Origin of the sequence: Pantoea sp. JV6, from assembly GCF_025910055.1 — a bacterium.
In the GTDB taxonomy this organism is placed as follows: Bacteria; Pseudomonadota; Gammaproteobacteria; order Enterobacterales; family Enterobacteriaceae; genus Pantoea; species Pantoea agglomerans.
On record NZ_JAPCIM010000001.1, the window covers coordinates 1 to 14,919 of the forward strand.

Below are 14,919 nucleotides of genomic sequence, written 5' to 3' on the forward strand. Positions count from 1 at the left end.
AACGCCGTAGCGCCGATGGTAGTGTGGGGTCTCCCCATGCGAGAGTAGGGAACTGCCAGGCATTAAATAAGTGAAGAAGCCCCGCACGAAAGTGCGGGGCTTTTTTACGTCTGCACTTTGCCACGTTAAGCTGAATACATGACCTGCAGGCACGCGGTATGTCACCCTTAACTCCCCATTATTAACTTCTGAATGACCAGCAACCCGCTGATTTTTCGATAATTAGCGACATGGCTCACAATAATAATCTCGGATTACGCCGCCTTTACCTTCGGTAGACTTAAATGCTTTACTCACTCCTTTAAACGCTGTTGATCAGCAAGGAACAGAGGTAAGGCATGGCACCCACAAATAATAAAACTCAGACGGATGATACAAAGAAACGTATCTGGGCTATCGTCGGCGCGTCATCAGGTAACCTGGTTGAGTGGTTCGACTTCTACGTTTACTCCTTCTTCTCACTCTATTTTGCCCACATTTTCTTTCCGCAGGGCGATACCACCACTCAGTTGTTACAGACGGCGGGCGTTTTTGCGGCAGGATTTTTAATGCGTCCGATTGGCGGCTGGCTGTTTGGCTATATCGGCGACAAACATGGCCGAAAAAATTCGATGCTGGTTTCGGTCTGCATGATGTGTTTTGGTTCGCTGGTGATCGCCTGCTTACCCGGTTACGCAACGATCGGCGTGGCTGCGCCCGTCATTCTGCTGCTGGCGCGTATGTTTCAGGGATTATCGGTGGGCGGAGAATATGGGACCAGCGCAACCTACATGAGCGAAGTGGCTCTGGAAGGACGTAAAGGATTCTACGCCTCATTCCAGTATGTCACCCTGATTGGTGGCCAGTTAGCGGCGGTACTCACCGTCGTGGTCCTGCAATTTTTACTGACGGATGCAGAACTGCGAAGCTGGGGCTGGCGTATTCCGTTCTTCCTCGGCGCACTCCTCGCCGTTGTCGCATTATGGTTACGACGCTCACTGGAAGAGACCTCAGATAAGACGAGCCGCGAACATCGCGATGCGGGTAGCGTAATCGGGTTACTGCGCAATCATACTCGTCCCTTCCTGATGGTGCTGGGTTTCACCGCAGGCGGCTCCCTGAGTTTTTACACCTTCACCACCTACATGCAGAAGTATCTGGTTAATACGTCAGGTATGGATCCTAAAACCGCCAGCGGCCTGATGACCGGTGCGCTGCTGGTCTTTATGCTGATTCAGCCGATTATTGGTGCTCTGTCAGATAAAATCGGTCGTCGCACTTCGATGATGATTTTTGGCGCGGGCGCGGCCATCTGTACGGTCCCCATTCTGACGCTGTTGCAAAACGTGCAAAGTCCCGGTGTGGCTTTCCTGTTAATCATGCTGGCGCTGCTGATTACCAGCTTCTACACCGCCATCAGTGGCATTCTTAAAGCAGAAATGTTTCCGCCACAGGTGCGCGCACTGGGTGTAGGGCTATCTTACGCAGTAGCGAATGCGATCTTTGGTGGGTCGGCAGAGTATGTTGCGTTGCTGATGAAGCAGCAGGGGATTGAGACGACTTTCTTCTGGTATGTTTCAGCGATGGGCGCGGTGGCATTTCTGGTGTCGCTGTTGCTGCACAAGCGCGGTAAGGGGATTAAGCTTTAACAGAGAAAGCTACTGACTCAGATTCCACAGGGCAATGCCGCTGGCAGCACCGGCGGCATCCCAGGCGAAATCTTTCCAGCTCCAGCCGCTGCCATTCGGGCGGCTGTCATACCACTCTTTTCCCGCCCCAGGCGTTAATGAAAACAGTCTGGCTTTGCCGGTCAGAATGGTGCTGACGCTGCCTTCCCATATTCACTACCGGCAGCGGCCAGGACTGCAGAGGCGACAAAATGCTCCGCTTTATCCCGTCCGGTCTACTGATCTTTTGCCATATGGCCGCATCCATTACACAACAGCCCAGCAAGCAGCACACTTCGCATAGCAGATGCCTTATTGACCGTAGTGATTAAAGAATCCGGCTGATCAGGCGATCGATACGTATCCGGCGCAGACGACGAATCAGCTTGCGCACCTTGGCCGGGTAATCAGCAATACTTTCAAGCTCACGGAAATGCGTCACTATCGTCGTGTTCTGCCGGATTAACGTCAGTTCCTTCTCACGCTGAGCCGCTAACTCCTGATGAGGATCGTGGATCAGCACCGCATTTTCCAGATCGAGCCGCCAGGCACGTGGATTGAGGTTATTACCGGTAATCAGCTGCCATTCGTCATCAACCCACATTCCTTTAAGGTGATAACTGTTCTCGCCATCCTTCCACAGTCTCACGACCAGCTGATCGGTCGTAACGTAGTAGTGCAAACGGCTCATAAAGCGACGCAGATTGATTTCATACAGGTAAGGCAGCGCGCCTATGATTTTGAACGGCTGATCGGGCGCAATATAGAAGTCATTGGCTGTTTTATCGCCGACGATGATCTCAACCTGTTTTCCCTGACGCAGAAGATGAATGATATTACGAACCAGCAAGGCGGGCATGTTGAAGTAGGGGGTACAGATGATCAGTTTTTGTTCCGCACAGGGCATCAGGTGGAAAATGGTTTTATTGAGCAGGCTATGCTTACCCAGACCGACCAGCGGCGTGACCGTCAGTTCATCGTTGCCGGCATTCCCTTCAAACTGATAATTGAAGCCGCGCAGGTCCTGACGGAACTGGCGTGTCTCATTTTTAATTTCAGGACTTGAGGGGCGCTCAGCAAAATCGAGTCGGTTTACCGCTTCCGCTGATTTCAGATTGAGCGTGATCCAGTCATACATCGTATCTGTCAGCTGGGAATTACGGATAACCTGGTAACGGTCATAGCGATATTTATCATGCTGATGCAGGTAGACATCATTGATGCTGGCGCCGCTGTAGAGCAGCATGTCATCAATAATGAACCCTTTAAGGTGGAGCACGCCCAGCGCTTCACGGGTATTGACCGGGATACCATAAACCGGGATGGCGATATCCGGATAACGTGTCGCCATTTCGCAATACCAGTCGGCATTGGTTACGCCTCGCGCTGCGCCAATTCGCCCACGCTGCGCACGGTGCCAGTCAACCAGAATCGAAATATCCAGCTCCGGCCGCGCCTGCTTCGCACTATAAAGCGCATCCATGACGGCACGTCCGGCGTCATCATTTTCCAGATAGAGCGCAACAATACAGATGCGAGTCTGCGCTGCCGCAATTTTCTCCAGCAACGTCTGGCGAAATTCGGCAGGCGAGTAAAGTGTCGACACATCCGCAACGGATTGTGACAGTTTCGGCAGCTGTGCGAGGTGTTGTTGGTGTTTGTTACGTTTAAATTTAGACAACATCACAGTGCACTTCTTCTCTGTTCATTGCATGGCCTTTTGCCATCAAATCAGGGTTATAACCACAAATAATAACATCAACTTCGCCGATTCGAACGTTTTTTACCTTTCTCTACAAGGTTAGTTGATCTCATTCTGTAAAGACAATTTCAGGCTGACAATACCGTCATCCAGTTGAATATCAACATGAAAGTTGAGCTTTCGTGCCAGCGTAATCATGCCGCGGTTATGGGGCATGGTGATACCGTTCAATTGTTGCAAGCCGTGATGCCGGGTATAGCGGATCATCTTTTCCAGCAGACGACGGCCCATGCCCAGGCCTTTCAGGTCGGAACGGACCAGCACCGAAAACTCTGCATCAATGTTATCTGCATCAGAGATAGCGCGGGTGACGCCGATGATCTCGGGTCGTCCATGATGCTGACGTACCGCCACAATCGCCATCTCGCGGTCATAATCGATCTGGGTCATGTTGGCGAGATCATCATGAGTAAACTCACTGATTTCACTGAAGTAGCGGTAGTAGAGATCTTCTTTGGTGACCTGACTGATGAAATCGCGCAGCAGGGGCTCATCCTCTGGCAGAATGGGCCGGAACAGGCAGAATTGCCCATCCTTTAACTCCACCTGCTCTTCCAGATGCTGAGGATAAGGACGTATTGCCAGCCGTGCTTCGTTATCGCCGTGGAACGGAGCCAGCGTCAGGGTGACATCCAGCAGGGTAAAATCATTGCCCGCCGCCAGCAGCGGATGAATATCCAGTCGCTGGATCTCCGGGCAATCCACCACCAGGTTAGAGACCTGCACCAGCAACTGGCTTAAACCGGGGATATCCAGCGGATTCAGCGCGCTGCGGCTGCGGATTTTTCCGCTCTTGATCGCCTGAATCACCAGATAGCGTGCCAGCGTCATATTCAGCGGGGGAAGGGCAACGGCAGCCTGTTTATCGGCCTGCCATTCAACGCCGCCTTCCCCCAGCATAATGATCGGGCCAAACAGGGCATCCTGTTCGACCACGACCCGCAGCTCCTGTGCGCCTGCACGACTCGCCATGCTCTGAACCAGCAGCCCTTCGATACGTGCCTGCGGCAGCGTCTGTTTTACCCGATCAAAAATGGCCTCAGCGGCATGCTCCACTTCGCTGGCATTACGCAGGTAGAGCATCACGCCCTGCACCTCCGATTTATGCGCGATATCGGGTGAACGCAGTTTTAGCGCCACCGGATAGCCAATCTGATCGGCAATCGCCACTGCCGCCTTACTGTCGCTGGCGATCCAGGTCGGCAGCGTGGCCAGGCCGTAAGCCTGCAACACCGGCTGCACTTCATGGGTATCCAGCGCAGTAACACCACGCTCCAGCGCCTGTGACAGCAGCTGGTGTGCATGGGCACTGTCCAGGTTCAGGGTGGCGGGCAGGGCAGGGGTTTCGCGCAGCTGCTTCTGGTTACGGCGGTACTCAACCTGATGCATAAAAGCGGTCACCGTTCCCTCTGGCGTGCGCCAGGTCGGTATCCCCGCCTGCGTAAAGGCTCGGCGCGCGGCTTGTGAAGAGAACTCGCCGCTCCAGTTGGTCAGCAGCGTCACCAGCTTACCGCGCGGGTGACGGGCGATGGTGTCGATCAGATGTCCGGCCGTTTCAGTCGCGGGCGCGACCGCGCTTGGCGCATGAATAATCATCAATGCATCAAGTTCATGGCTGTCGAGCAGGATCTCTGTGCAGGCGGCATAACGTTCTGCTGTGGCGTCATCTTTTAAATCCAGCGGGTTGCCGCGGCCTGCGCCAGCGGGCAACAGCGCCTCGAGCTGCTGAATCGTCTGCTCGCTGAGCTGCGCCAGTTTCCCGTTGCGGGCATAGAGCTCATCCAGCGCCAGCGCGGCGGGGGCGGCACCATTACTGATGATCATCAGCCTGTCGCCACGCAGCGGCCGCATATGACTCAGCGACTCAACGGCGGAGAAGAGCTCATGGGTATCCTGCACCCGCAGTAACCCGGCACGCTGAATGGCAGCATCCCAGGCGGCGTCCAGACCGCTGTGGGTGCCCAGCAGCGCCTGTGCTTCCCGGCTGCGACCACTCTTGATCACCAGAATCGGTTTATTACGGGAGGCGCTGCGTGAGGCAGAAACAAAACGACGCGCATCGCTGAGGTGCTCAAGATAGAGCAGGATAGCGCTGGTTTTACCGTCGCGAGCCAGGAAGTCGAGCAGATCATCGACATCGGTATCCAGACTGTCACCCAGCGCGATAAACCAGGAGAATCCGAGATTACGCTGCTGCGCCCAATCGAGAATGGTGTTGGATACGGCGGCGGACTGGGAGATAAATGCGATACGGCCTTTCTCTATCGGCACTGGCGAGAAGCTGGCATTCAATCCCTGCCAGGGGGCCAGCAGTCCAAGACTGTTCGGGCCCAGCAGACGTATCTGCCACTGGCTGGCGCAGGCTTTGAGTTCGGCCGACTGGCTGGCGGGCGCAGAGAGGATAATGCAGGCTTTGCAGCCTTTCTCCCCGAGCTGTTGCAGCAGTTCGAGGTTACGTTTTGAGTGGGTGCAGATCACTGCCAGGTCTGGCGCGAAAGGTAAGCTGTCGATGGTGGGCCAGGCCAGTACGCCGCTGACCGCTTTATATTTCGGCGTCACCGGCAACACCGGGCCGCTAAAACCGCCCGCCAGCAGGTTACGCATCATAAAGTATCCGGCGCGCCCTGGCGTGACCGAGGCACCAATCACCGCAATTGATTTAGGTCGTAACAGCGCTTCCAGTCCGCGTTGGCTCATCTCACTCTCCAGAGTTCGGGATTTGCGTGATTGTAAACGCTTTTGGCTGGCAGTGCTTCCGGGCAGATCGCAGGCTGCGCATCCCGATTTTAATCTCTGTCACCGCAGGGACGCTCCCGCCAGGAGGTGACAGGGCGCTTAATCCTGTCCGGCGTGGTGTGGTTTCCCTGCCAGATAGGCCGCGCGGAACTGATCAAAATGGTGAGATAACGCCTCAGCCGCCAGCCGATCGCCCGCCTGCGCCAGCAGCGCCGCGGCCACTTCAGCAGTGCAGTGCTGACCTGCGCCGTGGGCTTCACGCAGCGTATAGCGCGACGGGGTGCTGACATCCAGCGACATCACCGGCAGGGCGTCGAGCCAGGGGCTTTTACGGAACATTTTGCGGGCTTCGGTCCAGGTGCCGTCCAGCATAATAAACAGCGGCGGCTTGCCACTGACGGGCGGCGTTGTCAGCACTTCGCGACCGGCATCGGCATAAGCGGCCGGGAAAACGACCAGCGGCTGATAATCGGGATTGCGCACCGCCGCCAGCAGCAGCGGATCCGGCTCGGTGCGTGACCAGCCAAAAGCCTGAGTTTCCGGCAGAATATCGGCAATCAGCCGGCCGGTGTTGCTCGGCTTCATCGGCTCGGTATCGAACATCACCAGGCAGAAGCGGCTACGAGCGGACTGCGGCACGATCTGACTGCAGAGACAGTTGACCTCTGGCAGCAGACAGCCCTGACAGCGGATGACCCGATTCCCGCGTGCGAGGAAAGGACGAGTGGATCGGGCAAGGCGTTGGGTGCGCAAGCGCAAAACAGCATTATCAGACATGAGTATTCAGGGCAGGAAAAACGTCAGTGTAATCGAAGCGCAGGCGAAAAGGAAAAGGCCAGCCAGGCTGGCCTCTGAAGATTAAAGTGACTCATCCAGCCATTCATTGAAAGGCGCTTTGGGCATCGCGCCATTCAGCATGTCGACCCGCTCGCCGTTCTTAAACAGCATGATGGTCGGGATACTGCGAATGTTGAAACGGGCGCTCAGGGCCGGTTCCGCTTCGGTGTTCACTTTAATAAAGCGGACTTTACCGCTGCGTTCACTGGCGACATCTTTAAACACCGGCGCAAAATTGACACAGGGACCACACCAGGGCGCCCAGAAATCGATCACCACCGGCAGATCGTCCTGCAGATATTTGTCAAAGTTAGCGCTGGTGGCATTCACCACTTCGCCATCAAATAACGCATTTCCACAGCGACCACATTTCGCCACGTCGGCAAGGCGTTCTTCAGGAACGCGATTGGTTGCCTGACAGGAAGCGCATACCGTATTCATAGGAACCTCTGATGTTGAAAAGTGTCAGTCTGGTAAATATTGTTCATTATGAAAGGGGACGGATTCCCTCTCAATCTGGATTGCTCTATAGGTTCAATAGTTGATAGCTAAGCGCCAGCACATCAGGTAATCTGCGCGCTCTCAATGCAGGAGGAAGACATGAACGACGAATTTAAAGGCAAGAGCGGTAAGGTTAAGGTGATGTACGTGCGTGGCGAGGACGATAAAAGCGCGCGCGCGCCTAATCCTCGTACAGGCAAAGGTGGTCACGCTGCTGCCCGTTCGGATGATAATCGTCGTTCGTCTGGCCCCCGTACTGAACGCAGTCAGGAAGGTGGTCGCTCCGCTGGCCGTCGCAGCGACGACACCGGTCGCAGCAGTTCACCGCGTCGTGATGAAGGCGGACGTGGCGCTCCACGCCGTTCAGACGATGGCGCAGGCCGCCGCAACGATCGTGGCGATGATAATCGCGGCGCCTATGGCAGCAGCGATTCCCCATGGCGCACCGTGTCACGCGCGCCATCAGCAGATCGTCCGGCAACCGAAAGCGATAAGCCGGATCACGGCGGCATCAGCGGCAAGAGCTTCGTCGATCCCGAGCAGATCCGTCGTCAGCGTAACGAAGAGACGCGCGTCTATGGTGAGAACGCCTGTCAGGCGCTGTTCCAGAGCCGTCCTGAAGCGATTGTCCGCGCCTGGTTCGTGCAGGAAGTGACACCGCGTTTCCGCGAAGCGCTGCGCTGGCTGGCGGCTAACCGCAAAGCCTATCACGTCGTGGAAGATGCAGAGATTACCAAAGCATCAGGCACTGAGCATCATGGTGGCGTCTGCTTCCTGATCAAAAAGCGCATGGGTATGGCGGTTTCTGAATGGCTGAGCCAGGCGAATACCAAAGATTGCGTGCTGGCACTGGAAGATGTCAGCAACCCGCATAACCTCGGCGCGATTATGCGCAGCTGCGCGCACTTTGGCGTAAAAGGTTTGCTGGTGAACGACGCCTCACTGCTGGAGTCCGGCGCAGCGGTACGTACCGCAGAAGGCGGTGCTGAGCATGTGCAGGCTATCAGCGGCGCAACTTTCAGTGAAGGTCTGGAAGCGTTCCGTAAAGCGGGTTACACCATCGTCACCACCTCCAGCCATCAGGGCACGCCGCTGGCGCAGGCTCAGCTGCCGGAGAAAATGGTGCTGGTGTTAGGGCAGGAGCGTGAAGGTCTTTCTGATACCGCGTTCAAACAGGGTGACATGAGCCTGTCGATTGGCGGCACCGGCAACGTAGAAAGCCTCAACGTCTCGGTCGCAACCGGCGTACTGCTCGCCGAATGGTGGCGTCAGAACGCATAAAAAAACGGGCCGAAAGGCCCGTTTTGCTGTGTAACGTTAGTGCGCACCACCACCACCGCCGCCTGCGCTAAACGGCGGACGGGCAAACCAGATCAGCACTAACAGAATCAAAAAGACCCCCGCCGACGCCCAGAAAATTTCATTCGCTGAAATAATCAGTCCCTGGTTAGTAATCTGCTGCGCGATCCAGGCAGACGCCTGCTGCTGCGTCATCCCCATGCTCTCCAGCTGGCTATACATCTGCTGCGAATTGACGTTGTACGGGGTAATCGACTCCGTCAGGTAGCTATGATGCATCGACTCGCGGTTACTCCACATGGTGGTGGTAATCGACGTCCCCACCGAGCCTGCAAAGGTACGCATAAAGTTCGACAGGCTGGAGGCAGCGGCCATGCGCTCCGGCGGCAGTCCCGACAGCGTAATGGTGGTCAGCGGCATAAAGAAGCAGGCCACGGCAAAGCCCTGAATAAACTGCGGCCAGGCTGAGGCACCAAAGTCCATTCCCGGTTCAAACGTATACGCGCGCCAGTAGAAGCAGACGGCATACATAATGAAGCTGAACGTGACCAGCCGTCGCATGTCGAGCTTATGGGCAAAGCGTCCGATGATCGGCGACAGGATCACCGGCAAAATGCCCACCGGCGCAGACGCCAGACCGGCCCAGGTTGCGGTGTAGCCGTAGACCTCCTGCAGCAGCTGCGGCAACAGAACAATCGAGCCGAAGTAGAGCATATAAGCCAGACTGATCGACAGGCAGCCAATGGTGAAGTTGCGCGACTTAAATAGCGACAGGTCAATGATCGGGTGATCGTCCGTCAGCTCCCACACCAGCAGGACTGACAGCGCAATCACGGCCACTACCCCGAGCACGATAATCTCGGTCGAGTTAAACCAGTCGAGCTCCTTTCCGCGATCCAGCATCACCTGCAAACAGCCGATCCCCACCACCAGCAGCACCAGCCCGACCATATCGATCCGCCGGATTTCGGTTTTGGTTTCCCGGCCGCGCAGGGTTTGCAGCGTCAGTATTACCACCGCCACACCAATGGGCACGTTGATAAAGAAGATCCAGCCCCAGTGATAGTTATCGCTGATCCAGCCGCCCAGTATCGGGCCACAGATTGGCGCGACAATCACCGTCATCGCCCACAGCGACAGCGCAACACTGCGCTTGGCGGGCGGATAGTTGTTGAGCAGCAGACTTTGCGACAGCGGGATCAAGGGACCCGCGACGATCCCCTGAATGACGCGGAAGAAGATCAGCATCTCCAGGCTGTCTGACATGCCGCACGCCCAGGAGGCGATAGCAAACAGAATGGTCGACCAGGTAAAGAGCTTCACTTCACCGATGCGTTTGGCCAGCCAGCCGGTCAGCGGGATCGAGATCGCATTGGCCACACCAAACGAGGTGATCACCCAGGTTCCCTGGGAGTTCGACGCTCCGAGATTACCGGCAATCGTGGGGATAGCCACGTTGGCGATGGTCGAGTCCAGAACCTGCATGAACGTCGCCAGCGACAACGCAATGGTCATCAGGACCAGCGGCATTCCTTCAAGCGGTTTTTGTGCCATTACAGCCTCCGCGTCATCATCCGGCGTTGGCGCGGACGATATCGGTGATCAGCTGATTGACCGGCGCAAGGTCAATCGCCAGTGCGTTGCTGCTGTAAGCGGCTTGCTGACGGGCGCTGGAGGCCAGCGCGCTGCCCTCTTTGCTGGTGGTATCGATTTTAACCAGCGTTGAGAGGCCAATACGCAGCGGATGTCTGGCGATATCTTCCTGATTCAGTTCGATACGAACCGGCAGGCGCTGAACCACTTTGATCCAGTTACCGGTGGCATTCTGTGCCGGCAACAGTGAGAAGGCGCTGCCGGTGCCCATATCCAGTCCTGCAACTTTGCCCTGATAAACCACTTCGTCACCGTAGATGTCGGCAACCACGGTGACAGGCTGACCAATACGAACGCCAGCCAGCTGGGTCTCTTTAAAGTTGGCATCGACCCACAGATTCGTTGCAGGCACGACGGCGAGCAGCGGGGTGCTGGTGGAGATTTGCGAACCGACCTGCACGCTGCGACGGGAGACAAAACCATCCATCGGGCTACGGATTTCGGTGCGCTGCAGCGCCAGCCAGGCGTCACGCAGCTCAGCCGCACTCTGTTGCACGGCAGGCTGATTTTCCAGTGAGGTGTTGAGGATCATCGCCTGATTCGCATTGTATTGCTGAATCGCCACGTCCAGTTGTGCTTTGGCCGTCGCGACGGCATCGCGGGCGTGCTGCAACTCTTCACGGCCAATCAGATTAGCCGCGCCTAACGGCTCACGGCGTTTCAGGTCGGCCTGTGCCTGCGCCAGAGCGGTCTGTTGCAAGGTAATGCTGGCCTGATACTGTTTGCCATTAATCATCAGCTGATGCGTCTGACGCACGCTGGTGGCGAGTGCCGTCTGCGCTTTTTCAAACGCCTGCTCCGCATCCGTCTTATCCAGTGAAACCAGCACATCGCCTTTTTTGACGAAATCGGTATCTTCAAACCAGACTTTATTCACGCTACCGGAGACCTGTGCCATCACCTGCACCTGGTTACCCGCAACGTAGGCGTCATCCGTTTCCTGAAAATGGCGCAGGACCAGGAACCAGTAAACTCCCCAGGCAATACCAATCAGCACAAAGATCAACGCCAGCACGATGAGCACACTTTTGCGCTTCTTCTTTTTGTTGGCTGACGGTTGCGGGCTTTGTGCTTCTGCCGTTGCACTCATGTCTTTCTCCACGTTTTCCATTTAGTCGGGCGGCAGAAATCCCTTTTCGCCAGCGCCCGAGTCGAAAAAGCCAGCGACTGAGCGCTGGCCAGATAAAAAAGGAAATTAAAATAACGATTCCGACAGGTGATTGTGTCGCACTTATTGCTATTAGCGGGAAAGCGAGGCGATCAGCTGATCTTCATCCATTTTATCAAGACGATTAAGTAGCTTACGGGTGATGCCTTCCAGCTGCGACTTCTCATCGACGGAGAGCGACGACCACAGGTACTGCAGGCTCTGATGCTGAGGTGGCAGCAGCTGACGCAGGAACTCCATCCCTTTATCGGTCAGATGCAGGTGCAGGCAGCGACGGTCGTGATCGCTTTCGCGACGCTCAATCCAGCCGCGCTTTTCCAGCTCATCAGCAATGCGCGTGGCATTGGTACGTGAAGAGCCAAGGGCAGAGCTGAGCTCAGAGGGCTGAATACTATGGTTTTCCTGTGCATCCAGCGTAATCAACGCCATGAACAGGGTTTCATTAATACCCTGTGCTTTCAGCATTTTATTGCGGTTGTCCAGCAGTTTACCCTGCATATGCATACAGAGACGCGTCAGAATAATTTCCTGCAACGGAAAATCCTTATGGCGATTGGCACGGATGTTTAGCATCTGCTCAATGGGAGTAAACGAACTTTCCATTAAAAAAAACCTCACTAATTGCAACTTGTATAATAACTATGGTGACAGGATAAGCGTAGTCACTTTTTGGCAGGTGATCGCTGACAGAATCACTATTCACCATCAAAGGTATTCCAGGCCATTCCCTGGCCCTGGGTCAAAAACCCGTACGTCCGGCGGCAGCCGCTGTGCCGAAACGTGATCAAAAAGGGGGCAAATTTAATAATATCGCGGGGAAAAATAACTGAAGTGAATAGGTTTGCTACTAACCATAACAAACCTAACCATTTGTGACCAGACGCAATGCGCTGTCCGGCCAGGCTTCAGTTGATTTTTTCCGGCTCAAAGCGCGATCCGGCTGCCCAAATCAGCAGATTAACCACAGTCAGCAGCGCGCCAGCGCCACAGACGCCATACCAGCCCCAAAGATGGTAAGCGGTCGCGGAGAGCAGTGAGCCGGCCGCGCCACCCATAAAGTAGCTGGTCATGTAACCGGCATTAAGACGGTTCCGCGCCTCCGGCATCTGCGCGTAGATCACGCTTTGATTGGTGATATGGACGGCCTGTACCGCCAGATCCAGCAACAGGATGCCGACGATCAGCGGCGCAAGCTGCTCCGCGCCCCACGCAATGGCAGCCCACGACAGCAGCATAAGCAGCAGGCCCAGTCGGGTGGTCAGCTTCGCTTTACCCTTGTCAGCCAGCGCGCCCGCCTGACGTGCGGCCAGCGCACCCGCGGCACCGACCAGCCCCAGCAAGCCAATCTCGCCCTCTGAGAAGTGATAAGGCGCCCCGGCGAGCAGAAAGGCCATTGAGGTCCACAGCAGGCTGAAATTGGCAAAGGAGAGGCAGCCGGTCCAGGCGCGGGTGCGGAGCACCCGATTACCGGCATACAGGCGAAAGATGGAGGCCAGCAGTTGCGGATAGCTCATGGGCACAGACTGTTTCACGCGCGGCAGCGATCGCCACAGCGCCAGGGCCATCACCACCATCAGCAGGCTGGCAGTCCAGTAAACGGTACGCCAGCCGCCAAGCTGCGCCAGGCCGCCTGCCACGGTGCGCGCCAGCAGAATCCCCAGCAGCAAACCGCTCATTACCGTCCCCACTATTTTGCCGCGCCGCTCCGGCTCTGCCAGCGTGGCGGCCAGCGGCACCAGGATCTGTGCGGCGACCGAGAACAGGCCGGTCATCACCGTGCCCAGCAGTAAAAAGAGAAAGGAGTGCGAAAGGGCGATAATCACCATGCCCGCAGCAGCCAGCAGGATCATCGTAACAATCAGGCTGCGTCGTTCAAACCGATCGCCAAGCGGCACCAGCAGCAGCAGACCGCAGGCGTAGCCCAGCTGCGCCGTGGTGACAATAAATCCGGCGAGGCTGACAGAGAGATCAAACTGTTGGGCGATGGTATTCAGTAGTGGCTGAACGTAGTAATTACTGGCTACGCAGAGGCCGGTTGCTACTGACATCAGCATTACTAAAGCAGGCGTCAGACCCTGGCGAGTCGCATTCATAAACAGCATCGGTCGCTAATAATCATTTGAGGTTAATAGTAACTCAAAAAACTATTTCACACGCATGTTTATTAACAGGCCATACCAGTCGGGATAGCAGCCATAAAAAAGGGCAGAAAAATTTCTGCCCTCAGATAACTGCCCGACTAAAAGCGTATGCTCACTGAGCCAGCACTTTTATCAACCACCCTGGGGCGGAAATGTTTTCAGGTTATTGCGCGGCGGCCTGCGCCTCGCTGATCCATTTATCGAACTCAGCCTGATGCGCCTTAATCCAGCCATCCACATGACGGTTAATCGCCTCTTCTGAGTTTTGTCCGGCATGCATTGCTGAGTTTTCAGCATTGATATCGGTAATGGGCAGCTTCATGACCGCAAACAGACGGGCAGCCGCCGGGTTTTTCGCCGCCCAGGCTTTGTTGGCGACGATGTGCATGGTGTTAACCGGGAAACCGTAGTTCGCGCCGTTTGGCAGCTTAGTATCCACATCCTTCTGTTCGCCAGGCAGCGAAGAGAACGGCACCTGCAGCCAGACCACATCGCGGCCCGGCTTCAGCACATCGCTCAGCCAGTAGGGCGTCCAGGTGTAATAAAGGATCGGTTTACCCTGTTTGTAGCGTGCCAGCGTATCCGCCACCATCGCCGAATAGTTACCCATATTGGCGGTCACGGTATCACTGAGACCAAAGGCGCTGTTCTGATGATTAATCACCGCTTCACAGCCCCAGCCTGGCGTACAGCCGGTCATATCCGCTTTGCCATCGCCGTTGGCGTCAAACAGGCTGGCGATCTTAGGATCTTTCAGCTGTTCGATATTGGTGATGTGATATTTCTCGGCGGTCTTCTTATCAATCAGATAACCCTGGGCGGCACCGGTAACATAGGTTCCCTGACGATAGAGCTTCTGATCGCCACCGGCGGCTTTGTACATGTCGTCATGCAGCGGCTGCCAGTTCACCGCGGTAAAGGTGGCGTCGCCAGCGGCGATAGAGGTGTAGCCAACGTTGTAATCCACTTCACTTGGCTTGCTGACCTGATAGCCGAGTTTTTCCAGCGCGCGGCTGACAATCAGGGTCTGAAAAGTCTCTTCAGCGATAGTGCTCTGTATGGGTTGTACCGTAATACCTTTGCCCGGCAGATCGGCAGCGGAGACGTGTGAAACGGCCAGCGTGGTTACCACGGCGGCGAGCAGAGAGGCTCTGTTGCGCATAGTCATTCCTTATT

The 14,919-nt window shown here is 55.9% G+C and carries 11 protein-coding genes and 1 pseudogene; 2 read left to right on the forward strand and 10 right to left on the reverse strand.

All coding sequences use genetic code 11. From position 1 onward, the window contains the following. The first annotated feature begins 338 nt into the window (after positions 1 to 338). On the forward strand, positions 339 to 1,628 hold the full coding sequence (locus tag OK412_RS00005) for an MFS family transporter (RefSeq protein WP_010257813.1): 1,290 nt from the start codon (positions 339 to 341) through the stop codon (positions 1,626 to 1,628). Positions 1,629 to 1,637: 9 nt separating this feature from the next. Here the strand turns inward: OK412_RS00005 and OK412_RS00010 are convergent. From OK412_RS00010 to trxC, 5 genes and pseudogenes are all read right to left on the reverse strand, one after another. Next, a pseudogene (locus tag OK412_RS00010) lies at positions 1,638 to 1,948 on the reverse strand (YfiM family protein). 26 nt (positions 1,949 to 1,974) lie between these two features. Continuing rightward, complete coding sequence (gene pssA, locus OK412_RS00015; RefSeq protein WP_033769657.1) at positions 1,975 to 3,330, reverse strand: CDP-diacylglycerol--serine O-phosphatidyltransferase; 1,356 nt, start codon at positions 3,328 to 3,330, stop codon at positions 1,975 to 1,977. 117 nt (positions 3,331 to 3,447) lie between these two features. Then, positions 3,448 to 6,105 (reverse strand): bifunctional acetate--CoA ligase family protein/GNAT family N-acetyltransferase, encoded by a 2,658-nt coding sequence (locus OK412_RS00025; protein ID WP_033758680.1) that lies wholly within the window; start codon positions 6,103 to 6,105, stop codon positions 3,448 to 3,450. Positions 6,106 to 6,243: 138 nt separating this feature from the next. Beyond that, positions 6,244 to 6,921 (reverse strand): tRNA-uridine aminocarboxypropyltransferase, encoded by a 678-nt coding sequence (locus tag OK412_RS00030; RefSeq protein WP_010672151.1) that lies wholly within the window; start codon positions 6,919 to 6,921, stop codon positions 6,244 to 6,246. A gap of 81 nt (positions 6,922 to 7,002) precedes the next feature. Next, positions 7,003 to 7,422, reverse strand: a complete 420-nt coding sequence (gene trxC / locus OK412_RS00035) for a thioredoxin TrxC (RefSeq protein WP_010257800.1) — start codon at positions 7,420 to 7,422, stop codon at positions 7,003 to 7,005. 159 nt (positions 7,423 to 7,581) lie between these two features. Between trxC and OK412_RS00040 the strand changes: the two genes are divergently transcribed. Then, on the forward strand, positions 7,582 to 8,763 hold the full coding sequence (locus OK412_RS00040) for a tRNA/rRNA methyltransferase (protein ID WP_010672152.1): 1,182 nt from the start codon (positions 7,582 to 7,584) through the stop codon (positions 8,761 to 8,763). A 36-nt stretch (positions 8,764 to 8,799) separates the two neighbouring features. Here the strand turns inward: OK412_RS00040 and emrB are convergent, their stop codons facing one another. The 5 genes from emrB to proX all read right to left on the reverse strand — a co-directional run bounded on the left by emrB (position 8,800) and on the right by proX (position 14,905). Beyond that, a complete protein-coding gene (gene emrB / locus OK412_RS00045; protein WP_033758678.1) occupies positions 8,800 to 10,335 on the reverse strand; it encodes a multidrug efflux MFS transporter permease subunit EmrB in 1,536 nt (511 codons plus the stop codon). A gap of 16 nt (positions 10,336 to 10,351) precedes the next feature. Beyond that, a complete protein-coding gene (gene emrA, locus OK412_RS00050) occupies positions 10,352 to 11,524 on the reverse strand; it encodes a multidrug efflux MFS transporter periplasmic adaptor subunit EmrA (RefSeq protein ID WP_264352555.1) in 1,173 nt (390 codons plus the stop codon). A gap of 150 nt (positions 11,525 to 11,674) precedes the next feature. After that, positions 11,675 to 12,205, reverse strand: a complete 531-nt coding sequence (mprA, locus tag OK412_RS00055) for a transcriptional repressor MprA (protein ID WP_003850381.1) — start codon at positions 12,203 to 12,205, stop codon at positions 11,675 to 11,677. Between the two features lie 302 nt (positions 12,206 to 12,507). Further along, positions 12,508 to 13,695, reverse strand: a complete 1,188-nt coding sequence (locus OK412_RS00060; protein WP_064690346.1) for an MFS transporter — start codon at positions 13,693 to 13,695, stop codon at positions 12,508 to 12,510. A gap of 211 nt (positions 13,696 to 13,906) precedes the next feature. Continuing rightward, entirely contained in the window at positions 13,907 to 14,905 is a 999-nt protein-coding gene (gene proX, locus OK412_RS00065; protein ID WP_010257785.1) for a glycine betaine/L-proline ABC transporter substrate-binding protein ProX, read from the reverse strand. Positions 14,906 to 14,919: the final 14 nt, after the last annotated feature.